Genomic DNA, 21990 nt, shown 5'->3' with positions numbered 1-21990 from the left:
ATCAACGGACTATTTTCCAAGCAGTCTCAAAAATAAAGAGGGTGCCCAAAAGTTTATACTTTTGGGACACCCTCTTTCTTTTAGCGGAAATACACTGGAATAGTCACCAAGAATCCGCTTTTTGCCAAGAGGTCTGTCTTTACCAGCTGTGTTATTGAATCCTCCCCCGCTCAATCTCATCAATTATAACGAAACTCGTGTCGATATTTTGTTAAAATTAACCTGATTTTTTCCTTGCAGAAAAGAACTATTTATCGTAAGATATTAATAAAGAAATGATTGTGAAATAGTTCACATTAGGGCGTCTTTCTATCACCATGTTCATTCATTTTTTTTTTGCGTCTTTATGTGAAATCATTCACATGATAACTTACCAAGAAAGAAGGAATAAAAATGAAAACTCCAAAAATCGTGATTCTCGGTGCAGGGTATGGAGGCTTGATTACCAGCCGTCAGTTGGAGAAGAAGCTGAGGAATGGCGAAGCGGAAGTCACTCTCATCAATAAGCACGATTACCACTATATTTCGACCCAGCTTCATAAGACTGGCGCCGGAACCGCTTCTGACGAAAGGATTACTCTCCATATACCTGATTTGCTGAAGACGAATAAGGTTCAATTCAAGAAAGGGACCATTAAGGATGCTGATTTCAAAAACAAGCAGGTTATCCTCGAATCGGGAGAAAAAGTGGAATATGATTACTTGGTAATTTGCCTTGGCTTTGAAGTGGACACCTTCAGAATACCTGGGGTAGAGGAAAATGCATTCAAGATCAGCAGCTTCAGAAGCACTAAAGCCATTTACAATCATCTGCTGAGACAATTCGCAGCCTACAAGGAAGACCATGACCCTTCAAGGCTGACCTTTGCGATAGCTGGCGCAGGATTCACTGGCATCGAGATGGTCGGTGAATTAGTGGAAGCAATTCCTGAGCTGTGCAAAACCTACAATATTCCGTTGGCCGAAACCAGGATCATTAACATCGAAGCCTCCGATACCCTATTACCGGGATTCGATCAGGAAGCAATCAAATTCACCACTGACTATCTGAAAAAGCATGGTGTTGAGTTAATGACTTCAACAAAAATACTCGAATGTTCTCCAACCTCCATCTCGCTCGATAATGGCGCTAAACTGCCATCAAGGACATTGATTTGGTCAGGCGGAGTACGGGGAAATAGACTATTGGAAAACTTGGCTGTGCCAATCAAGAAGGGAAGGATTCCCGTCGATTCCAACCTTCTGGTGGAAGGAATGGAAAATGTATTTTGCATCGGTGATGCGGCCTTCTTCCGGAAGGATGAAACCAATTGCCTGCCGCCAACAGCCCAAGTTGCCATCCAGCAAGCAGAGGTTTGCGGGCCAAATATTATTGCCTGCCTTCGAGGTGAGCCTTTGAAGGCCTTCGAATACCATCATAAAGGAACCGTTGCTTCCATTGGCAATAAGGTTGCGGTAGGAAAAGTGTTTGGATTGAAAATCAGTGGACTATTCGCCGCTTTCATGAAACAGGTCATTGAAGCAAGGTACCTTTTTGTACTGGGAGGGCCATCGCTAATCCTCAAACAATTCTTCAAAACCGGGAAGCCCCATCAGAAAGTGGCAGTTTCCAACCACAAATAATTAGAAAGCATCGGCATTGCCGATGCTTTTTTCATGCTAATCCTGTGATGAGGCCAGCGCGCCATCGGGCGGCCGCTTCCCTTGCATCAATTCATTCGTGCTCAGCCCAAAGTTCATTTCAAGGTGCGGATAATCCTTGAAATGCTCCCAATCGCCACCCCATTCAAAGCCAAGCTCCTTTGCGATGGCGACCACCTCCATCCAATCCGACTGGCTATTGCCATTCCCATCATAATCTGTATCCCATATAGGGCTCCCGGCATTGTTCAAAATCGCAAAATCAATGGCGAGCCCAAAGTTATGATAGGATTCCCCGCCCTTTGCATGGGTGACAATTTCCCCTTCGTCCGACCTGCCTTTTTCGTATAAACTATCCTGCTCCGGGATACTGCGGAATCCATCTGTTATGATGACTTTGATCCCTTTATCTCCTGCCTTGCTGATCAAAAGGTTTTTATTGTGATCGACGGCAGGATGCAAGCCGTCTGGCAGCGGGGCATCTTCGTTCACTCCGGGATTCATAATGAACTGATAATATAAAAAGAAAACGATCAGAACCAGCACAAACGTCATTGGCACACTGCCGAAAAGTTTCTTCTTCACTTTGCATTTCCTTTCAAATTTACTTACTTACTCTATATAACGAATTCCCGAGCAGGTTGGTTTCAATTAAAAAAGCCCGGCAGAGAATCTGCCAGGCTTACCGGGTCTTTATTGAAATGGGTATCGTTCGAGTATCCGGTTGGCAACAAGGTTGTAGCCTTTGCTGTTCAGGTGGAGCGAATCACTGAAATATTCTTTCTTCCCTTTTCCTTTGAATAGATCATTTGTCGGAATGTAAGTGATCTTTTTATCTTCTTTTGCAAGCCTGATGATTTCTTTGTTCCACTCATCGATGATGGCTTCAATCCGGTTTGAATCCGGATATGGATTGTATAATCCAAGCAAGAGGATGGGAGCGCCGCTACTGCTTTCCTCCAGGTTATCCAAAATAGCCTCAAGGTTCTGAAGGTAAACCTCCTGGCCTTTTTCAATTGATTCAGGGTCAATATTAGCCAAATTGCCCCCGTTGCTGTTGATCAAATCATTCGTCCCAATGAACAAGAGGAAGTAATCCGCTTCGTCCAGTTTGCTGCTGATGCGGATATCCGCAAGCTGATCCAAAATTCCGGAGGATTCAAGACCGTAAATTGCCTCATTTGTAAAATGATAATCCTCTCTGTTTTGGATATTCAATTTTTTCTCAAGGGTGTCGATATACCCTCTTCCCTTCTCATCGCCATAGCCGTACGTCAGTGAGTCCCCAAACGCTACAACCAGCTTGTCCTCCCCCTCCTTCTCTGTTTTCCCATCATAGATGGAAAAAGCAGTGAGGGTAGCAATCAAAGCGATGATAAAAATGATCCATGCTGTCTTTATTTTCATGTTGTTTCCCTTCTCTGTTTTATTCCTATTGTTTTTACCCGGTTCCTTAAAGTCCTTAAACCATATTTAATTTTCCCTCTTGCTTTGCTCCCCTATTGAATGGTATAGTGATTGAGCGATGAGCTGAATTGTGTAAGCCGGCCGGCACTCCTATTGGAAATGCACGATGTGGCGTGCAGCCTGGCCGCCTCAATACGCAGGAAAGACGCCAACAAGGCGTCTTTCTTTACTTTGTTTATCTTTAAAAAGCCGCACTCCAGATATGGCCGAGGTCATTTTCACGATTTTGTCCGTTCACCGTTCAAACCATCCGCAGCCCTTCCATCAGGCACCTCAAACTTAGGCACTGCGGCAGTTTCCACGGGGCATAGACCGTTGTCCTGCGCACGAAGGATATTCAGTCACGGAAGTCCTTGCATCTCCATTCCAATCAGTACTTCTCCCAAAATCCTTGAATAAAAAAGCCCCGCAATGGATCTTTAATCATTGGCTTTTGTCACTTCTAAATAAAGAATGTGGTATTCATCAATTTCTCTTACCTTAAAGCGATATCCCTCTTCTATTAATTCGTCACCAACTTCAGCATCCATCTTCCTGGTCATGAACCAGCCGCCAAGCGTGTCGACATCTTCTTCGTCCAAATGAATGCCAAGAAGGTCATTGACTTCTTCTATCAATATCCTGGAACTGAACAAATAATGATCATCAGCCACCTTCCTGATTTCTGCGACCTCGTCAGCATCGAATTCATCACGGATATCGCCGACAATTTCTTCAAGTATGTCCTCCACTGTCACCAGCCCGGATGTTCCGCCGTATTCATCCAGCAGAATTGCCATGTGGATCCGTTCTTTCTGCATTTTAACGAGTAGATCATGGATCGGCACCGTTTCAATGACACGGATGATTGGCTTCAAAAAGTCCTGCAGGACAGCTTCCCTTCGATATTCCGTTTCCGTCAGTTTGGCAGTAAGGATTTCCTTGATATTGATCATCCCTAATACATTGTCCTTCTCTCCATCAATTACCGGATAGCGTGTATATTTTTCCTCCTGGATAATCCCGATGATTGTCTCAATGGAATCAGAGATATCCAGACCAACAATTTCCGTCCTCGGTACCATGATTTCCTTTGCGATCCGCTCATCGAATTCAAAAATATTATTAACGTATTTCAACTCGCTTTGGTTAATTTCCCCGCTTTCATAGCTCTCCGACAAAAGGATCCTCAGTTCTTCCTCAGAGTGGGCCACATCATGCTCTGACGCAGGCTGCAAACCAAATAATCCTGCGAGGAGCCGCGCAGAACCATTCAATACCCATATGAATGGATACATAATTTTATAAAACAAGATGATCGGCCGTGCAAAGCTGAGTGCAATCGATTCCGCTTTCTGGATCGCAATCGTCTTAGGCGCCAATTCTCCGACAACGACGTGCAGGAATGTCACCGATGCAAAAGCGATTCCAAAGGATAAGATCCCGGCTAGCGATTCATTCATATTCCATTTTTCAAATAGCGGATGAAGGATATCCTCAACTGTCGGTTCCCCGAGCCATCCAAGCCCCAAAGCAGTTATGGTGATTCCTAGCTGGCATGCTGAAAGATACTCATCCAAATGGGTAATTACATGTTTTGCGGCCTGTGCCCCTTTCCTCCCCTCAGTAATCAACTGGTCTATCCTTGAACTCCTGACTTTCACAATCGCGAATTCTGTTGCTACAAAAAAACCTGTCAATGCAATCAATAATGCCACTAGCAGCAAGTTTGTAAGGATCAATTGGCAAGCCTTACTATGGTAAGGCAAACACCTCCTGTTGCAATAAAATAGGTTCGATGATGCATGATAAACGATTCACATTAACGTTTGTTTTTAAATTATACCCTTATCGCGGCCAACTAACGCATATACATTGAAAATCGCAGTCATTGACAGCAGATTCCCGCTGGCATGGCAGAAAACATAAACATTAAGGCATTAGTACACAAAGAAGGGGCCATTTAAAAACAACTGTTTCAAGTCCTTCCTGCTTGGACCTTGGGTGAATCGAGTATAAGGATCAAGATGGTTTGAAACCTTTTCGTTACTATTTCGTAGAAGCAAAGTGATAAGGAGGAAGGAAGATGAAAAAATTAATGGGATTATTTATCGTAGTATTCATTTCAATCGGCCTAGCTGACTTAGTCCAAGGTATTATTTTAACTTACATTTACACGCCAGAAACTCACGCAGCAAATAGTATAGAAATGGCAAACCTCCTGCAATATACTATTTCTGCCATAACAGTAACGATTGTCCTGTGGGGTGCATTTAAAGTGAAAAAAGTATTAAAAAAAGCATTATCAGTGAAAGTATAATGAAGAAATATACTCTCAAACAATCTTTCAATATCCTGGTTTTGTTTCTCTTTACCTTCATAGCTAATTATCATTTTCAACACGGTAAAATAAGGATCGAAAATGTTGTCATAAAACAATTGATTTTCGCTATCGCCATTTCAATCCTGCTTTTTGTATGTAACCAATTCATTTATAATTACGCAAAAAAAGGCGAAGGGTTTATGGAGCACAAGGTTTGGAATAAAATGTTCATCGTCATTTTTATATGGTTGGTGATTTCATTCTTCCTATTCATTTTCTTGTTTTTTGCGACAACTCTTCAAAATTTGATTGCTTCGCATAAATGGATTTTATTTATTGCAGCTTATTACTTTTTGTTTCTTATAAACCTCTTTGTGCTATCACTTGTTCATACTGTTGATGCTTCGATGAAGATAGAGAAAAAACTATTCATAACCTGGGCAAGCTCTTCCCTGTTTGCTGCATTAATTTTATTCTTCTTCCCAAGCTTCTGATACTATTGAGAATTCTTTTAGCTAATATGGAAAGATAATCAAGGGAAGCCCTATCAATCAGGGTTTCCCTTGTTCACTTTGTATTTGCCAGCATAAGAATCACATTGCCAAACTTTGGATACTGTCCCGATTGGCTTGTTTATCCTGAGCAGCTCTCGCGTTTTATCAGGATGCCATCTTTTCTGTTCCGGACTTCTTATCCTTTGACAGGAACCAGCCTGCAACTGCAATCCCGATCAATACAACATAAAAGCTTACTTTCCATTCCATTGAATGGGCGAAGCTCTCATTCAATACCCCTAAGGCTGGATGCGAAAGAGTATAGACTGCCAGCTTAACGCCAACCCATCCAACAATGCCGAATGCGGCAATTTCAAGGCCGGGCCGGCTATGAAGAAGCTTGACAAACATATTGGCAGCGAAACGCATAATAATCAATCCAATCATCCCACCTGCAAAAATGACAAGGAATTTTCCTCCATCTAGTCCGCCAATTTGCGGGAGCGGAGTATCCGGAAGCATAACTGCTAGCGCCACAGCTGCAAGGATTGAATCTACTGCAAAAGCAATATCCGATAGCTCGACCTTTAAAACAGTCATCCAGAAACCACTCTTCTTCCTTTCATCAGTTTTTTGCGTCCCTTCCTTGTCCCCTCTATTTTTAATAAAGACTTTCCGGACGATATGGTTCAATGACATGAACAACAGGTATAACGCCCCAATTGCCTGGACTTGCCATACATCAACAAGGAACGAAATTGCGAACAATGAAACGAAACGGAAAACGAAAGCCCCCGCTAACCCGTAAAATAAAGCTTTTTTCCGGCTTTCCTCTGGCAAGTGCCTTACCATGATTGCAAGGACTAATGCATTGTCGGCCGCCAAGAGTCCTTCAAGAGCAATAAGTACAAGAAGCACCCATCCATATTCCAGTAATAGTGTTATATCCATAGAAATCCTCCTGTTACGTTTTTTCCAAATATTCCTGCAGCCAATGAAAAAGGCCCTTACCACAGTGATAAAGGCCTTAAATACATAGAAAAAGACCCTTACCAAAATAGTAAAGGTCTTGCCAACAACGTTCACGTTGCCAATAAAGCCGGAGACCGGAATCCCGTAATGACGACTTTACTGTAACAGCTACTCCCCTTTAAAAGAGAATATTCGAATAAGAATAATATAAACAAAAATGATGGATCTGTCAATTTATATATAACCGCCTTAAGGTTGAGAGAATCTTGCCGAAAATATAGTTGATAGAATATTCTACTGAATTAGCACATGTCGAAATTCACGAAATATTTTTTAAAAAACTATTGAACTATGACAAAAGTCATGTTTCCATTAATAATGGTAAGTATATTCAATTATGGAAAACTTTTTCGACATGGTAGAGAAACAAGGGGAGTGGACGAATTGCTTTTCAAAAAGAAGAGAAAGATGAAACTGGCCAGCACTGCACCTGTGAAGGAGCAAAAAGGCAAAAAGAAATACATATCATTGAAATTTAAAATCGTGGTCCTGAGTGTCATCTCCATGCTGATCATGGCCATGGCCTCCGCCCTCTATGCCCAACATGTCATCAAGAGGAGCAATCTCGATTCGATGGAAGCGGAATTAAACACCATTTCCAGTTTGCTGGCTGAACGGATATCACCCGGAAAAGCGCAGGCTATCATTTCCAATCCTTCTATTAATAATCCAGGAGTCGTCACACAACAAAAACAAATGGACCAAATCATCAAAGAAAATCCGTTCATACATAGCCTTTACATCCTTACCCTGGATGGAGACAAATTGACCATGCCAACATTGAGTTCTTCGATGATGAGCAAGGATGTTTCCTACGGTTCCGAATACTCAGGCGGTTCGGCCTACAATCGGGCAGCTAAGCTGGCCATCAAGGAAAATGAACGGGCAACTACAGAGGTTTATAAAACGGAGTCCGTAGAAAAAATTACCGGTTTCGCGCCAATCAGCAATATGAGTGGAAAAGTCATCGCTCTATACGGGGTTGATTTCGATGTGTCACAAATCAACAAAAAAATCAAAGAAGAGGTTAGGGGAATCTGGTACCTATCCCTAACGATCCTTGCCCTCTCAAGCGGAGCCATGTACTATGTCGTATCCGTGCTGATCAAGCCGCTTAATGAAATTACGGTATTGACTGCCAAAATCGCCAATGGCAATCTATCGCAAAAAAATCTGTCCGTTTCAGCCAGGGACGAAGTCGGGGCCCTGGCTGAGAGCATCAATGTCATGACGGATTCGCTCCGAAACATCGTTTCACAGGTACAAGCAAGCTCAAGGGAAGTCACGAGAGAGACGGAATCCCTTACAAAGGTATCTTCCATATCTGTAGAAGAAATCAGGGAATTGGCCCAAGCGAATCAGCAGGCTGCTGCAAGTACGCAAGAGCAAAACGCAAACATCGAAGAGATGCAGGCAACACTAGAAGAAATCAATGCGGGAATCGAAGAAATTAATGCCTCCGCGCAGCAGGCAAGCTATATTGCAAAAAACTCAACAGCCATTTCCAAAGAAGGCACGGTCAGAATTGATGAAATGCTTGAGGGCCTTGAAGCTGTGGAAGAAAACACGAACAAACTTGCTGGGATCATAATGATGCTTGAAAAACAATCAGATAAGATTACGCAGTTTGTTAAAATCATCAACACTATTTCGGACCAGACCAATCTATTAGCCCTAAACGCGGCCATCGAAGCTGCAAGGGCAGGAGAACATGGCAAAGGTTTTGCCGTTGTTGCCAATGAAGTGCGGAAGCTTGCTGAAGAAAGTGCGAAATCTGCTTCCACGATCATATCAATCGTGAATGAAAATGTGAAAAACACCCAGGATGCCGTCAATTATATTGCTAAAACAAGGGAAGCTGTCCAGTATAATAAAAATTTGTCCGCAAATGCGAAAAATACATTGCAGAATATTTATGAAACGACTCTTGAAATCGAAGATAACTCGAACAATATTGCCTCGGCCATCGAGCAGCAGGTCATTGCAATCGAACAAATCACGGACTCACTTGATACAGTTTCACAGGCTTCACAGCAAATTGCCGCAGGAACAAGCCAGTCTGAAAGGTCAATGCAGGAACAATTACAGAACGCTGAAAACGTTAACGAAACAACCAGAGTACTGCAGCAAACCGCTGAGGAATTGGAAAACCTGGCAAATAATTTCAGACTATAAAGCCATTGTGGAGGCTCGTTTTTCTTAAGAATGTCCCGAAGCAAGTTTATTTTTCTGGAAGTTGACGGTTGAGCCGGATCATTTTCGAAGCAACCGCAATATGTTATGATGAAATAGGATACCGCCCGGCATCCTATTTCAATCTTAGCGATGAATCGCATGCGGATTATCTAAAAACCTCATTTTTTTTTGAACTTTATCCCATGACTTTTTACATGATCAAGACATTCACTACCATTTCGTCGACACTCTCCTTTCAATCGTCTGCGCCATACATAATCTTAAAAATCCATGCAGAGTGGACACTGCTTGATCAATAAAAACATACAGAGGGGGAATTTCATTGGAAGAACATATTCTCACAACAAATTCATTCATTTTGCTTGCCGCGATCCTATTCATTGCGGGAGTCCTGACAACGAGATTTTCATCACGCCTTGGGGTACCTTCCCTGATCCTGTTCATCCTGGTGGGAATGGTGATGGGAAGCGATATCCTTGGATTCATCTATTTCGATAATGCGGCACTCGCTCAATTGATTGGCGTGGTGGCGTTGGTCATTATCTTGTTTGAAGGCGGCCTGCAAACAGATTGGAAGGATGTCAGGCCGGTGATGGTACCTTCATTGTCATTGGCGACGGCTGGTGTCTTGATCACATCCGGAATCGTCGCAGTCGCGGCCAAAACAATTGTTGGACTGGATTGGCAGGAAGCACTGCTCTTTGGGGCAATCGTCGGCTCGACTGATGCCGCAGCCGTTTTTGCTGTCCTTAAGGGCCATAATATAACGCCAAAGCTTCGTTCGACACTCGAAGCAGAATCAGGCTCAAACGATCCGATGGCCGTATTTTTAACAGTAGCGATGGTCGAGCTAATTACAGCGCAAGATGCAAAAATCACCTCGATGATCGGGGATTTCTTCCTGCAGATGGGTTTGGGCCTTATAATAGGATTTGTGCTTGGCAAAATAGCTGTCCGAGCGCTGAATTCCATCAATCTTGACTCAGGGGGCCTCTACCCTGTATTCGCCACAGCTTTTGCCATGCTGACCTACGGTCTTGCTTCTTTTTTCCAGGGCAGCGGCCTGCTCGCGGTCTATGTCGCGGCCATCATCATCGGCAATGCCGAAGTAGTCTACCGCCACTCCATTATCCGTTTTTCTGAAGGATTTGCCTGGATGATGCAAATCCTGATGTTTGTTATCCTTGGATTATTAGTGTTTCCTTCTCACTTGTTCAGACCGGAGGTACTTGTAAAGGGCATCCTCGTCTCAGCGATCCTCATGCTGGTTGCCAGGCCAGCGGCCGTCTATCTATCAACCATCAGTATGAAGTTCACCAATAAAGAACGCCTTTTTCTATCCTGGGCAGGCTTGAAGGGTGCAGTGCCGATTGTCCTTGCCACTTTCCCCCTGCTGGCAGGAATCGAGGGAAGTGCGGAAATGTTTAATATTGTCTTTTTCGTCGTCCTGACGAGCGCGTTGATCCAGGGCTCAACGATTCCTTATTTAGCGGAAAAACTTCATTTGACAGGGCCAAAGAAAACAACGCCGCTCCACTCGCTGGAATTGATTTCCCTCGGGAAAGCGGATGCTGAAATGATTGAGTACGAGATGAAAGCAGATAGTGCGATTGTCGGTAAAAAGCTAACAGATATCCCTTTCCCGGAAGGGTCGCTCGTCAATGCAATCATCCGCAATGAAAAGCTCATCGCTCCAACAGGAAATACCTCTGTCATGGCCGGGGACTTCCTCTATATCCTCTCGGCAAGGAAAAATAAACCTCAGCTAAAAAAGCTGCTTAATGAAAAGGCCGAATATAAACAAAATACATTAAAGTTCGAATGAACACAAAAAGGTGCCTGACCCCAGATTCACTTCCGGGGGCAAGGCACCTCCTCAATTATTGCTCTATTGTTTCTTTTTTCTCACCAATCTCCATCTTAAGGGCATCGATGCTTTCGCGGATATTCCCTTTCCCTGAAAAGTTCTCGATCAGCTCCTTGACGTCAATTCCAGATGAAGCTTTCAGGGATTCCTGGAGCGTGGCCATCAAATTGGTTGCATAGCCAGTGACTTTGTTCGCTCCGCCATTCGAATCGCTGCCTCCAGTATCAACAACTGTAATCTTGTCAATGTTCCCGAGTGGAGCTGCAACTTGCTTCGCATATTCTGGGAGCATTTTTATGGTCATATCGAGAATCGCAGCCTGGCCAAACTGCTCAAAGGCCTCTGCGATCTTCTGTTTCGCTTCAGCTTCTGCGACCCCTTTCAGGCGGATGATTTCTGCCTCTGTTTCACCCTTGGCTTTTTCGGCATCAGCTTTAGCCAAACCGTCCATCCTGACTCTCTCTGCCTCCGCACGTGCCATCGCCTCGATGCGATATTTATTCGCATCCGCTTCGGCGATTTGCTTCGCTTTTTCGGCCTCAGCCGATTGTTCAACGGAATAGCGGTCTGCATCCGCCTTTTTCTTCACTTCAGAATCATATTGCCGTTCACGGCGAAGGATTTCTTTCTCTTCAAGCTCAATCTGCTTCTGGCGCTCGATGATTTTAACCTGCATTTCCTGTTCAGTGACTTCTTGCTGGGCACGGGCTGTCTCCAAATCATATGCCTGGTCAGCACGTGCTTTAGCAATGTCCTGTTCCCGGCGGAATTCAGCCATTTTCAGCCCATTGATCTTTTCTGCTTCCGCAATCTCGGTTGCCCGCTCGAATTCAGCCTTTTTTGCTTCCTTATCCGCTTCCGCCTTCTTGATGCGGGTCTCCTTCTCCGCATCAGCGGTAGCGATATCCGCATCACGCTTGACCTGGGCGATCCTTGGCTTTCCTAGTGAATCAAGATAGCCGTTTTTATCACGGACATCCTTGATCGTGAATGAAACGATCACCAGCCCCATTTTTGCAAGATCCTGAGATGCAACCCGCTGGACTTCCTGGGAAAACTTATCACGGTTCTTGTAAATCTCTTCGACTGTCATCGACCCGAGGATAGAGCGGAGATGGCCTTCAAGCACTTCCTTAGCCTCATTTTCACGGTCTTCCTTCGTTTTGCCGAGGAATTGTTCAGCAGCTGTCGCGATTTCGCTGATTGACCCGCCTATTTTTATGATCGCTGTTCCATCCGCCATGACCGGAACTCCCTGTTCTGTATAAACCTCGGGCGTCGTGACTTCAAGTTTGCTTGACAGCAGGCTCAACGGACGTGATTGCTGGAACACAGGAAAAATGAAGGTACCTCCACCCCTGATAATCTTGATTTTATTATTTGCTTCATCAGTATGGACATTCCTGTTTCCCAGGAAGCTTCCTGTGACAATCAATGCTTCGTCTGGCCCAGCCGTTTTATATTTTGTAATGAATACGGCAACAAGAGCAATGATTAAAAAGACAACAAAACCAATGACTATGAACATTAGATCCATTTTTTCTCCCCCTGAATATCATTTTCTATTTCTTCATATAGCTTCACTTGGAGCACACCATTCTCGACATCAATGACGAGCACTTTCTTTCCGTTAGGAATATCCGTCTTTGAAAAGCTCGTCGCAGGCTTGGCGATTCGCCCGCTCAAGTTTTCAACCAACACCTCTCCGAATCCTTCTGCCGGTATAGGCGTAATGACGGTCCCAGTCCTGCCCCTCAAATCGCTCTCCTTGTAAACAAGGGATTCCTCTGCATTGGATAGTGGGATTAGCACAAAAACATTCAATAATGTAACGAAAATAAAAGCAATGATGGCTGAAAATCCTGCGATCAACGCACTGTTGAATGCAGTGAACAATTCACCCAGATAGCCCCCTGCAGAAAAAATTGTGATGAATGAAAAAAGCAAAGTTGGATTGACAAACGGAACGCCTTCCGCAATACCCGCGAGCATATCACCAAAAAACAGATAGAGAATCGTGGCTACTCCAGAAATGACCAGTCCATATAAATAAATCGTTTCAAGCGGCAAACCAAATAGTTCCATCATCTTCACCCTTTTCCCATATCTCTCCTATTGAATTATCCCATTCACCTCCCCTGCTTGTAAATAATTTCTTGTATTGTAATACGGTTGGAAAACTAATAGGTTTCAACTTATTAAAAAAATGGCCACACTAATGTTGGCTCTTACCCCTTGCAAACATTAGTGTGGCACTATGTGTTCTTTACGGTTTTGAGATACCTTTTTCGCTGCCTTGCCTCTTTTTGAATTGCCGGAGTCAAAAGCCGTGGAGGAAACACCATCATTCCTGTGAACCCGCTTGTCCGGAAAATTTAGTTATCTATTCCTCAAGTTTTTGTCTTTCCGATGCAAAGATTTTTTTGATCAGCCGGATTTGTCCACGATGGTTCAGTTCATCCTCGAAGACATGGAACCATTTGAAGTAGTTGTTGGCATGCTGGTTACTCCAAAAAAGAGCTTGTTTGAACAGCCAATCATCCGTAAGGGACTGGAACTTTTTATAAGTATCATTCCTGACTTCCTGAAGGGTATCAAGATAAAATTCAAGAGGAAATCCCTTAAAAACCCTTCTTCCTCTCTCCCCCAGTTCAAGGCCGGCAATCAACTCCTGTTCTTCTTCATGAGTCGGCTCGCGATCTTCGAAGCAAATAATCTGGTAAATCCGTTCGACCGCTGCCATGTGGCCAAGCAGCATGCCAATCGAGTTTGCATCTCGATGGATGAGAAAATCTAGCTCTTCTACAGAAAGGCCTTTTACTGCCTCTAACGTCGTATACCTAGTGTAATTCATCATCGAGACAAGATGGCTGAATACCGGCTTAAAGCCATTTTTTTTATCGATAACGAATAGGGTGGACATCTCAAACTCCATTCTCTCCCTCACTCCCTAATAAAGACTTAGACTAACTTAACTTCGCTTAAAATATCGAAATTCCTTTTACTTCTAAATCGATAATGAAAAAACAATGCTGATTTTGACTCCTTGTTGATTTGGAGCATTGAAAAACGGCTGCAGGTTATTAAGCAATCCTTCCTGCATTCATGAGTTATTTGTATTGGTATAGCAGCGGAAGGCACGAAAATGAATTCACGGATGCTCATTCAATGTCATGTGGGAGCAATGGATAGGGAAGACTTCGAAGACGCAAAGTGACGAGGCTCCCAGTAACGCCCGCGGAAAGCAAAGTGCCTGGAGTGGAAATAAACAATCAAATTTAACATAGCCAAAGAACCAGTTAAAGAGTTCCCCATATTCTCTTACTATGAAAAATTGGATCCCGGCATCATTCGTGCCGGGATCCAATAAACTTAAATAGCTAAATCTTCTGTCTTTGCATCATCATTTCCCTGTGGGGCGATCAGTTCATTGTAGAATGTAGCGTTTGCTGTTGAAATATAAGGATACAGCCACAGGAAGCCGATTCCAAGCGTGAAAATCGCAATGAATACCCAGCCAATGAAGCTGAGGTTCAGAAGGAAAAACCTCCACTTATAACCTTTCATTCTATTCTTGCTCTCTGTAATTGCCTCTAACGCCGAATAATGTGGGTTATCCTTCATCAGGAAGAATGTTTGTGAATAGGATAGGCCCTTAATTATACCAGGAATGATCAATAATAATGTCCAAAGCATTGTAAAGATTCCGATTAGGATTGAGGCGCCCACCAGCTTTGCGGATTTTCCCAAATCTTTATAGACGGCAAATACTTGCGAGACCTTCGGTTGATTCGATCTGGCAATCACCAGGTAGAACCAGTAGCTCGCCACGGTCATCGGAATGAACAGCAAAGAAAAGACAATATTCAATAAATCCGCTTCAATGGGTGTCTCAGATTGCTCTGCCCATTCAACAATATCACCGCTGATTATGATTTCAATAATAGTCGGCACAATGGCAGTAATCAGGAAAATCAGGAAGGTAAGCAGGACACCCTTTCCCCAATTTCCTTTCAGTGATGCCAATGACTTTTTTTTGATCTGAGAAATACTCATATCCATTAACAACTTTCCCCCTTTGAAAATAAAAAAAATACATACCCTTCTATTATATTTTGAAATTTTTAACAGATGCAACAACTATTTTATAAAAATACATAAAAAACCGGAAAACTCTGCGTTTTCCGGTTTCTTTCTTAAGCTTTTTTCCTCTCCTCGTCTTGGTTTGCTGCTTTTTCCAGCCGGCGGAATCTCCTTAAGTCCGCCTTCCTGATTGGTAAAGGTTCTTTTTTAAGCAGTTTTAAAGTCGAGAACATCAGCAACAAGAGCAATACGGTGAATGGCAATGCCGAAATCAATGATGCTGTCTGGAGAGCTTCAAGTCCTCCTGCATATAATAGCACGGCGGAAATGGCTGCCATCAGCGAACCCCAGACGATTTTCGCGAATCTTGGAGGATTCAAGCTGCCTGAAGTCGTCATGCTGGCCAGTATATATGTCGCCGAATCTGCAGAAGTAACCAGGAAGGTGAAAATCAATAGGATGGACATGACTGACAGCATTGTCGTCCATGGCAGGAATTCGAAAGTTTTAAACAGCGCGGAAGTCAAATCGGCATCGACTGCTGCTGCGATGCCAGCATCCTTATTCAAGTCATTCCATAAGGCTGTTCCGCCGAATACTGCGATCCATAGGCAGGCTATGGCAGGCGGGATGACCATAACCCCTAAAATATATTCCCTGATAGTCCTCCCCTTCGAAACCCGGGCTACGAATGCCCCGACGAATGGTGACCAGGCAATCGCCCATGCCCAATAGAAGATCGTCCAATCACGGCTCCAGCTACCTTCCTGATAAGGCTGAAGCCTCAGGCTGTATTCAATGAAATGTGTAAAATAATCTCCAATCGCCAGGGTGAAGCTTTCCAGGATAAATATAGTCGGACCGGCTATAAGAACGAACAGCAGCAGGAAGATGGCAAGTCCAAGGTTCAGGTTGCTCAAAATCTTGATTCCTTTATCGAGTCCGGTCGAGGAGGAGATCATGTAAGCGATAAAAATGACCAAAATGATGGCCATCTGGATGGCAATGGAATTTTCCGTTTTAAAAACAGCATTCATCCCGCCATTCATTTGCAGGACACCTAAGCCGACAGATGTCGCAATCCCCATTACTGTGGCGACGACAGCAAGCGTATCAATGATATTCTTTACTGCTGGTTTGTTTCCAGTTACCGGCTCAAGCGCCGTCGACACCATCCCGTCCTTTTGTTTGCGGAATTGCAGGAATCCTATGACCAGTCCAACAATCGCGAAAACTGACCACTGGCTGACTCCCCAGTGGAAGAATGAGTAGCCCATGGCAATCCTTGCTGCGGTCCTTGACTCTCCCTCCACGCTTGCGAATGGTGTGGAGAAGAAATGGCTCATCGGTTCAGCGATACCCCAGAACACCAGGCCGGCACCAAATCCAGCCGAGAATAGCATCCCAATCCAGGTGAAGAAAGAGAATTCCGGACGTTCCCCTTCTCTGCCAAGGCGGATTCCGCCATACTTGCTGACCGCAAGTCCGATCAAAAATAATACAATGATAAAAACCGCCAATAAATAAAACCATCCAAAGTTAACAGTTGTGAAGTCAAACAGCTTTCCAGCTACGATGCCAAATTTCTTCGGTATAATTGCCCCTAGAATAACTAAAACCAATATGATCGCAGCTGACACTGAAAAAACAAAGTTGGAAAAAATATTTTTAAGCATGTCAGCCTCCGAATAAGATAATATGTAGATAGGATTTCCTGGAACGTATGCTAAGTTTCATCAAGAAGCCTACACCTTTATCCCCCCTCTGGATTAACGCAGTTTTTTTACCCGAACTCCCATATTGATAAACCTTTTTCACAGGCTGTTTTCATAAACTTTGCTGTTTTTGATACATGGTTGATGTACCATCCAGGCTGCTCGCTTTCCGCGGGGCATAAGTTGATAAAAGCGCCTGTAGGGTCCCAACTTTCCCGCTGTTCCTGCCGGAGTCTCGCACCTGCCGTTCCAAATCAATCTTTTCGGAAACGATCTGTTTTTCTTAAAATTGAATCAGAAAAAATCAATCTTTTTAGAAAACAGCCTTTTCAAAACACTGCCTGTTAAGGAATGACTTCCTTCCCAATGGGTCCGCTTCTCTATCTTCCGCTGGATATCCTGAGCAGCACGGAGGAACAGATGAGGCAGGATATCATATAGACACTAATAAGTCCGGCTTAAAAATTCCCGGGTCCTTTCCTCAGCAGGGCTGTCAAAAATTTCATCAGGATGGCCCACCTCGATTATATTGCCTTGATGCATATAGACCACCCAATCCGCAACCTCACGGGCGAAGCCCATTTCATGGGTAACGACCACCATGGTCATTCCTTCTTCCGCCAATTCCTTCATGGTTGCCAGCACTTCACCGACAAGTTCTGGATCAAGGGCTGACGTTGGTTCATCAAATAACATGATATCCGGCTTCATCGCCAGCGCCCTCGCAATCGCCACCCGCTGCTTCTGGCCGCCTGACAGCCTGGAAGGATATACTTTTTCCTTATCTGACAGACCGACTTTCCTGAGCAGTTCCTTTGCTTCCCTGACTGCCTGGTCCCTCTTGACCCCCTTCACATGAATAGGGGCTTCAATTATGTTTTCGAGCACCGTTTGGTGCGGAAATAAATTGAAGTGCTGAAAAACCATGCCTATTTTCTGGCGAATCTTGTTCAGGTCGTGTGTGTCGGCGTTGATTTCCTCTCCTTCGATGAAAATCTGCCCATCGTCCTTGACCTCCAGGAAATTCAGGCAGCGGAGCAGGGTGCTTTTACCGGATCCGCTTGCGCCGATAAGGCAGACTACATCACTTTCACTTACAGTCATATCAACATCCTTCAGGACATGGAGACCGCCAAAGGACTTATTCAGTTTTTTCACGCTGACCATTGGTTTGTCATTCATCTTGGTTCCTCCTTAATCACTGATGGATAGCTTTTTCTCGATCATACTGACGATAAAGGATATTAAATAGACAAGGAATAAATAATAGACAGCTACAATCAGCAAATAGGTCATATTGTCAAAATCGTTCGCCCCTTTTGTTGTCGCGACATTGAACAGTTCATACATCCCGATAAAGGCAGCAAGCGAAGAATCCTTAAGGCCGATGATAAACTGGTTCCCGAGCGGGGGAAGGGCACGGCGGAAAGCCTGGGGAAGGATGATCCTTCGCATAGCGAGCGATTTGCTCATGCCAAGCGAACGGCCAGCTTCCATTTGCCCCTTGTCTATTGATTGGATAGCCCCCCGGAATATTTCTGCGATATACGCACCGTTATGGAAGGCAAGCGCAAGGCCGACAGACCAAAAAGCAGAGATATTCAAATCATTCAATCCAAAGTAAAAGATGAAGATCTGGACAATCAGCGGTGTTCCCCGTACTAAATAAATATATGTATCCGCAAGGATCTCCAATAATTTCACTCCGGAAATTTTCAAAAAGGCAAAGAACAATCCAATGAAAATAGCGATCAGGATTGAAATAGCTGTGACTTGGAGTGTCAGCAGCATGCCTTTCAGGAAAATATCGTATGTGGAAAGAAACACTTCGACAACATGCGATATGCTTGGCAAAATTCAATCAACTCCCTGAAATTTTTCTCTTTAAACCTGGGGAAAGGGACTGTCAAAAAAAAAAAAACGAATGCACAGAATTTCCGCAAATTCGCTTCAAGTGTCAGCTATTTACCCGGATCAGCCGTGATATCCTCTCCGAAATATTTTTCACTGATTTTCTTTAATGTTCCATTTTCCCTTAAAGTCTCTAGTGCCTTATTTATTTCCTTCAACAGCTCTTCGTTTTCTTTGGCCACCGCAATTCCCTGCTCACTGCGGCCAAGCAGTTCCCTCGCCTCGATTTTAAGATTCGCTCCAATCGCTTCTTTACCTGTTATGAAGTCCGTTATGACAGCGTCATGCCTCCCATTGGCCAACGCTTCCAAGGCCGTTACGTCACTATCATAAAGCACTACATGATCTGTTACCTTTTCCGCAGTCGCAGCGTATGTAGAACCTTTTGAAACAGCAATTTCCTTTCCCTTCAAATCGTCTAGCTTCTCGACTTTGCTCCCAGGCTTCACAAAAATTTGCGGCCCTGAATAATAATATGGAGTCGAAAAATTCACATGTTTCAATCGTTCCTCATTAATCGTATGGCTTGCGACTGCTGCATCGAAGCGACCGGACTTGACGCCCTCTACGATACTGGCAAACTTGAATTTCTTCTGGTTAGGCTCAAGGCCAAGTTCCTTTGCGACCGCTTCACCGACATCGATATCGAATCCGGTCATCTTTCCTCCCCCATCCGTGACACTGAATGGTTTGAATTCTCCGGATGCTGCAAAGGTAAATTTCCCTTTTTCAGCCAGCTTCCTGGCATCCCCAGATGCCTCTTCCTCTCCGCATCCAGCCAGCAATCCGGCAGCAGCAAGCATCATCGTAAAAAGCACGATTATTTTCTTCACTTTTGTCTATCCCCCCTAGAAACTTCATATCCACCTACCAATCGTAACACTATCGTAATTTAACAGCAAAATTAAAATTTTCTGATAATTAAACAAATACAAGCATATTTTAGTTTCTCGCCTGCTCTCCTGCTTTAGATTCAAAAATACAACGGTATACTGTCAAATCCTCCGTTTTCCTTTGAATCCGGCATCAAACCCTCTTTATCGACAATGCTTTGTCAAATGATTTTTCGGATAACTGGAACCCCTTCTTCCTTATGCTTCCTGCTGCAGGAGCCAATCGAACTGGCAGCTAGAGGCATGAACAAACACTTTACTTAAAAAATGACAACACACATAAAAAAGCCCATTCAATAGAAGAGGAAACTGCCAGCTGTTTTTCCCTTTCATCAGTCGTTTAAGGGAGTGCACGATGGGTAAACTCATGTACATTGAGACTGATGTCAGGAACCATTACCATAGATATTGCAAGGAGGGACATGCCTTATGTTTGGTTTCCCTGAATTATGGAGCTTCCTTTTGGCTCTTCTATTAATCTATCCCTTTGTAACGCTCGTCCATGAACTTGGACATGCCTTTTTCGCATGGATATTCGGAGGTGAATTCAAGTTTTCACTTGGAAGGGGTAAAAAGATTTTCAAGAAAGGGCCATTCAGTTTGAATCTGATGTATTTCCTCGATTCTTATTGTGAATATGCCCATTTAAAATGGAACACCCGCCTTTCCCATTTCCTTGTCCATGCAGGAGGAATCATTTTCAACCTTGGTTCTGTCTTCCTTCTCAATGTCCTGATCGCAAAGGGAATCATTGGCCAGAATCCTATATTCCTCCGTTACTCTTATTTCTCGGTCTGGCTGGCTACCTTTTCACTAGTTCCTGTCGATTATGGAAAAGGCAATTACAGTGACGGACTGGCCATTTATTATGTTCTGCGGTACAACGAATGGCCGAAGCTAACAGGCTGACACAAACATATAATTAATAGAAAAGAAACATAAAAGGGGCATCCGGGGTTTCGGTGGATGTCCCTTTTCCCTTGGGTATCCCCGCAAACCATACCCCATATTGGAGCAGCCCTTAGTCCTGCATGCTTGAAGTAATGTCGGGGTTCATTTACAAAGCTTCAGTGTGTGATGTTTCCCTTTGCAAGAAGCCGTGATCCGTCAAGAACCGGGGCTTCACAACCAGTCCTTTTGTCTGTTATAACCGATCCTTTTCTTATGCGATCATTTTTCTCTTTTACTGCCCTCAATAATTCCTTGGCAAAAAGTACTTCCTGTCTATCCGGCAGACCTTTCCCTGTATGGTATTGAACCTTTTTTCGGAAGCTTCCCTTTTATTCACATAATCCCTCCTTTGATTATTGCTCCTCATTTTAATCAGATATGATTAAGATAACTAAATAAGGGGTAGATACTATTCAAATGACAAAATTTTCTAATAGTTATGGAATCTTTACGAATTTTAATGTAAACTCAACATCCTCTTAAACTCCTGCACTTAAGATTAAAAAGAATACATACGAAAGGGGAAACAAAATGAAACCAATTTTCCGCCATATCCTTATGTCGGCTGCCCTGGTTGGAGTGGGCACAGGCGCTATAGGGGAGGCACATGCTGCCGGATCGATCCATCCTTCTTTGACTGAAAACAAAATTCTGAACGTGTCCCATCGAGGAGCCTCCGGGTATGCGCCAGAGCATACCATCCCAGCTTACAAGCTGGGGGAAGAAATGAAGGGCGATTACATCGAAGTCGACCTTCAAATGACGAAGGATGGCGAGCTAATCGCCATGCACGATGAAACCCTTGACCGGACAACAAACGGCACAGGTCTTGTCAAGGACCATACCCTCGCAGAAATCAAGCAGCTTGATGCTGGTTCCTGGTTCAATGAAAAATACCCAGATTACGCAAAACCTGAATATGAAGGCCTGAAAGTGCCAACCCTGGAGGAAGTCATCAAAAAATTCGGAAAGGGTTCCCGTTACTATATTGAAACAAAATCACCCGAAGTCTACCCTGGTATGGAGGAAAAATTGCTGGAAATCCTTGAGGAATACGGACTGACTGGTCCGAACTCGCCATCGAGCAAAGTACTCATCCAGTCCTTCAGCCCCGAAAGCCTAAAGAAAGTACATGCATTGAATCCAGACCTCCCGCTAATACAACTGCTCTGGTACGATAAGGCAGCAACCATTACGGACGCTGAACTGGAAGCTTACAAAACATACAGCATCGGGCTGGGAATGAATTTCAACATGATTGATGAAGCTTACGTCCAAAAAGTCAGAGAGCATGATTTATTGATCCACCCATACACCGTCAATGAAAAAGAAGATATGCGCCAGCTTCTTGACTGGGGAGTAACTGGAATGTTCACAAACTTCCCTGATCGTTTGCAGGAAGTCCTGCAAGAACGGAAAAGATAACATGGAACAGGAT

Annotated in this window: 19 protein-coding genes and 1 pseudogene; 8 read left to right on the top strand and 12 right to left on the bottom strand. The window is 43.9% G+C overall.

The features are described 5' to 3' along the window. The first annotated feature begins 393 nt into the window (after positions 1–393). Positions 394–1623 carry an NAD(P)/FAD-dependent oxidoreductase gene (locus JJQ88_RS19555; RefSeq protein WP_210367713.1) on the top strand — a complete coding sequence of 410 codons (1230 nt, stop codon included), beginning with the start codon at positions 394–396 and terminating at the stop codon, positions 1621–1623. Between the two features lie 36 nt (positions 1624–1659). Here the strand turns inward: JJQ88_RS19555 and JJQ88_RS19550 are convergent, their stop codons facing one another. From JJQ88_RS19550 to JJQ88_RS19540, 3 genes are all read right to left on the bottom strand, one after another. Then, on the bottom strand, positions 1660–2196 hold the full coding sequence (locus JJQ88_RS19550; RefSeq protein WP_210367721.1) for a M15 family metallopeptidase: 537 nt from the start codon (positions 2194–2196) through the stop codon (positions 1660–1662). Between the two features lie 138 nt (positions 2197–2334). After that, positions 2335–3048, bottom strand: coding sequence for a GDSL-type esterase/lipase family protein (locus JJQ88_RS19545; protein WP_210367712.1), 714 nt, complete (start codon positions 3046–3048; stop codon positions 2335–2337). A gap of 479 nt (positions 3049–3527) precedes the next feature. Then, the gene (locus JJQ88_RS19540; protein WP_210367720.1) at positions 3528–4829 is read right to left on the bottom strand and encodes a hemolysin family protein; all 1302 of its coding nucleotides are present in this window, start codon (positions 4827–4829) and stop codon (positions 3528–3530) included. A 344-nt stretch (positions 4830–5173) separates the two neighbouring features. Here JJQ88_RS19540 and JJQ88_RS19535 point away from each other — a divergent pair, with 344 nt between their 5' ends. After that, positions 5174–5407 (top strand): hypothetical protein, encoded by a 234-nt coding sequence (locus JJQ88_RS19535; protein ID WP_210367711.1) that lies wholly within the window; start codon positions 5174–5176, stop codon positions 5405–5407. Positions 5408–6069: 662 nt separating this feature from the next. On the opposite strand, the gene JJQ88_RS19530 is transcribed toward JJQ88_RS19535, so the two are convergent. Then, entirely contained in the window at positions 6070–6855 is a 786-nt protein-coding gene (locus JJQ88_RS19530) for a TerC family protein (RefSeq protein WP_210367710.1), read from the bottom strand. 372 nt (positions 6856–7227) lie between these two features. On the opposite strand from JJQ88_RS19530, the pseudogene JJQ88_RS21925 reads away from it, so the two are divergent. The 4 genes and pseudogenes from JJQ88_RS21925 to JJQ88_RS19515 all read left to right on the top strand — a co-directional run. Beyond that, positions 7228–8169: pseudogene (locus JJQ88_RS21925) on the top strand (HAMP domain-containing protein); the annotation flags it as partial. Then, positions 8164–9111, top strand: a complete 948-nt coding sequence (locus tag JJQ88_RS21920; protein WP_481748323.1) for a methyl-accepting chemotaxis protein — start codon at positions 8164–8166, stop codon at positions 9109–9111. The pseudogene JJQ88_RS21925 and the gene JJQ88_RS21920, both read left to right, overlap by 6 nt. 68 nt (positions 9112–9179) lie before the next feature. Beyond that, the gene (locus JJQ88_RS19520) at positions 9180–9431 is read left to right on the top strand and encodes a hypothetical protein (protein ID WP_210367708.1); all 252 of its coding nucleotides are present in this window, start codon (positions 9180–9182) and stop codon (positions 9429–9431) included. A 23-nt stretch (positions 9432–9454) separates the two neighbouring features. After that, positions 9455–10957, top strand: a complete 1503-nt coding sequence (locus JJQ88_RS19515; protein WP_246861302.1) for a potassium/proton antiporter — start codon at positions 9455–9457, stop codon at positions 10955–10957. 55 nt (positions 10958–11012) lie between these two features. On the opposite strand, the gene JJQ88_RS19510 is transcribed toward JJQ88_RS19515, so the two are convergent. The 8 genes from JJQ88_RS19510 to JJQ88_RS19475 all read right to left on the bottom strand — a co-directional run bounded on the left by JJQ88_RS19510 (position 11013) and on the right by JJQ88_RS19475 (position 19514). Continuing rightward, complete coding sequence (locus JJQ88_RS19510) at positions 11013–12536, bottom strand: flotillin family protein (protein ID WP_210367707.1); 1524 nt, start codon at positions 12534–12536, stop codon at positions 11013–11015. Then, positions 12527–13084 carry an NfeD family protein gene (locus JJQ88_RS19505; protein ID WP_210367706.1) on the bottom strand — a complete coding sequence of 186 codons (558 nt, stop codon included), beginning with the start codon at positions 13082–13084 and terminating at the stop codon, positions 12527–12529. Before JJQ88_RS19505 ends, JJQ88_RS19510 begins: the two co-directional genes overlap by 10 nt. 298 nt (positions 13085–13382) lie before the next feature. Continuing rightward, positions 13383–13934: a DinB family protein gene (locus JJQ88_RS19500; RefSeq protein WP_246861301.1), complete on the bottom strand. Its 552-nt coding sequence runs from the start codon at positions 13932–13934 to the stop codon at positions 13383–13385. A 437-nt stretch (positions 13935–14371) separates the two neighbouring features. After that, positions 14372–15061, bottom strand: coding sequence for a DUF975 family protein (locus JJQ88_RS19495; protein WP_246861300.1), 690 nt, complete (start codon positions 15059–15061; stop codon positions 14372–14374). 134 nt (positions 15062–15195) lie between these two features. After that, a complete protein-coding gene (locus JJQ88_RS19490) occupies positions 15196–16758 on the bottom strand; it encodes a BCCT family transporter (protein ID WP_210367705.1) in 1563 nt (520 codons plus the stop codon). Between the two features lie 483 nt (positions 16759–17241). Next, positions 17242–17964 (bottom strand): amino acid ABC transporter ATP-binding protein, encoded by a 723-nt coding sequence (locus JJQ88_RS19485; RefSeq protein WP_210367716.1) that lies wholly within the window; start codon positions 17962–17964, stop codon positions 17242–17244. 27 nt (positions 17965–17991) lie between these two features. Continuing rightward, on the bottom strand, positions 17992–18651 hold the full coding sequence (locus JJQ88_RS19480) for an amino acid ABC transporter permease (protein WP_210367704.1): 660 nt from the start codon (positions 18649–18651) through the stop codon (positions 17992–17994). A gap of 107 nt (positions 18652–18758) precedes the next feature. Continuing rightward, the gene (locus JJQ88_RS19475) at positions 18759–19514 is read right to left on the bottom strand and encodes a transporter substrate-binding domain-containing protein (RefSeq protein ID WP_210367715.1); all 756 of its coding nucleotides are present in this window, start codon (positions 19512–19514) and stop codon (positions 18759–18761) included. A 516-nt stretch (positions 19515–20030) separates the two neighbouring features. Here JJQ88_RS19475 and JJQ88_RS19470 point away from each other — a divergent pair. Together JJQ88_RS19470 and JJQ88_RS19465 are read left to right on the top strand one after the other, a co-directional pair. Beyond that, a complete protein-coding gene (locus tag JJQ88_RS19470) occupies positions 20031–20510 on the top strand; it encodes a hypothetical protein (protein WP_210367703.1) in 480 nt (159 codons plus the stop codon). A gap of 573 nt (positions 20511–21083) precedes the next feature. Next, positions 21084–21977 carry a glycerophosphodiester phosphodiesterase gene (locus tag JJQ88_RS19465; RefSeq protein ID WP_210367702.1) on the top strand — a complete coding sequence of 298 codons (894 nt, stop codon included), beginning with the start codon at positions 21084–21086 and terminating at the stop codon, positions 21975–21977. Positions 21978–21990: the final 13 nt, after the last annotated feature.

The sequence above is a fragment of the Bacillus sp. REN3 genome (genome assembly GCF_017912555.1).
Lineage (GTDB): Bacteria > Bacillota > Bacilli > Bacillales > Cytobacillaceae > Mesobacillus.
This window is presented reverse-complemented; position numbering and strand designations above follow the sequence as displayed.

Excerpts from the sequence above, each read along its gene's own strand:
- JJQ88_RS19470 (WP_210367703.1), top strand. The coding sequence starts at position 20,031 with ATGTTTGGTTTCCCTGAATTATGGAGCTTCCTTTTGGCTCTTCTATTA.
- JJQ88_RS19485 (WP_210367716.1), bottom strand. The coding sequence starts at position 17,964 with ATGGTCAGCGTGAAAAAACTGAATAAGTCCTTTGGCGGTCTCCATGTC.
- JJQ88_RS19550 (WP_210367721.1), bottom strand. The coding sequence starts at position 2,196 with ATGACGTTTGTGCTGGTTCTGATCGTTTTCTTTTTATATTATCAGTTC.
- JJQ88_RS19530 (WP_210367710.1), bottom strand. The coding sequence starts at position 6,855 with ATGGATATAACACTATTACTGGAATATGGATGGGTGCTTCTTGTACTT.
- JJQ88_RS19465 (WP_210367702.1), top strand. The coding sequence starts at position 21,084 with ATGAAACCAATTTTCCGCCATATCCTTATGTCGGCTGCCCTGGTTGGA.
- JJQ88_RS19505 (WP_210367706.1), bottom strand. The coding sequence starts at position 13,084 with ATGGAACTATTTGGTTTGCCGCTTGAAACGATTTATTTATATGGACTG.
- JJQ88_RS19545 (WP_210367712.1), bottom strand. The coding sequence starts at position 3,048 with ATGAAAATAAAGACAGCATGGATCATTTTTATCATCGCTTTGATTGCT.
- JJQ88_RS19535 (WP_210367711.1), top strand. The coding sequence starts at position 5,174 with ATGAAAAAATTAATGGGATTATTTATCGTAGTATTCATTTCAATCGGC.
- JJQ88_RS19510 (WP_210367707.1), bottom strand. The coding sequence starts at position 12,536 with ATGGATCTAATGTTCATAGTCATTGGTTTTGTTGTCTTTTTAATCATT.
- JJQ88_RS19555 (WP_210367713.1), top strand. The coding sequence starts at position 394 with ATGAAAACTCCAAAAATCGTGATTCTCGGTGCAGGGTATGGAGGCTTG.
- JJQ88_RS21920 (WP_481748323.1), top strand. The coding sequence starts at position 8,164 with ATGACGGATTCGCTCCGAAACATCGTTTCACAGGTACAAGCAAGCTCA.
- JJQ88_RS19475 (WP_210367715.1), bottom strand. The coding sequence starts at position 19,514 with ATGATGCTTGCTGCTGCCGGATTGCTGGCTGGATGCGGAGAGGAAGAG.
- JJQ88_RS19500 (WP_246861301.1), bottom strand. The coding sequence starts at position 13,934 with ATGGAGTTTGAGATGTCCACCCTATTCGTTATCGATAAAAAAAATGGC.
- JJQ88_RS19490 (WP_210367705.1), bottom strand. The coding sequence starts at position 16,758 with ATGCTTAAAAATATTTTTTCCAACTTTGTTTTTTCAGTGTCAGCTGCG.
- JJQ88_RS19495 (WP_246861300.1), bottom strand. The coding sequence starts at position 15,061 with ATGGATATGAGTATTTCTCAGATCAAAAAAAAGTCATTGGCATCACTG.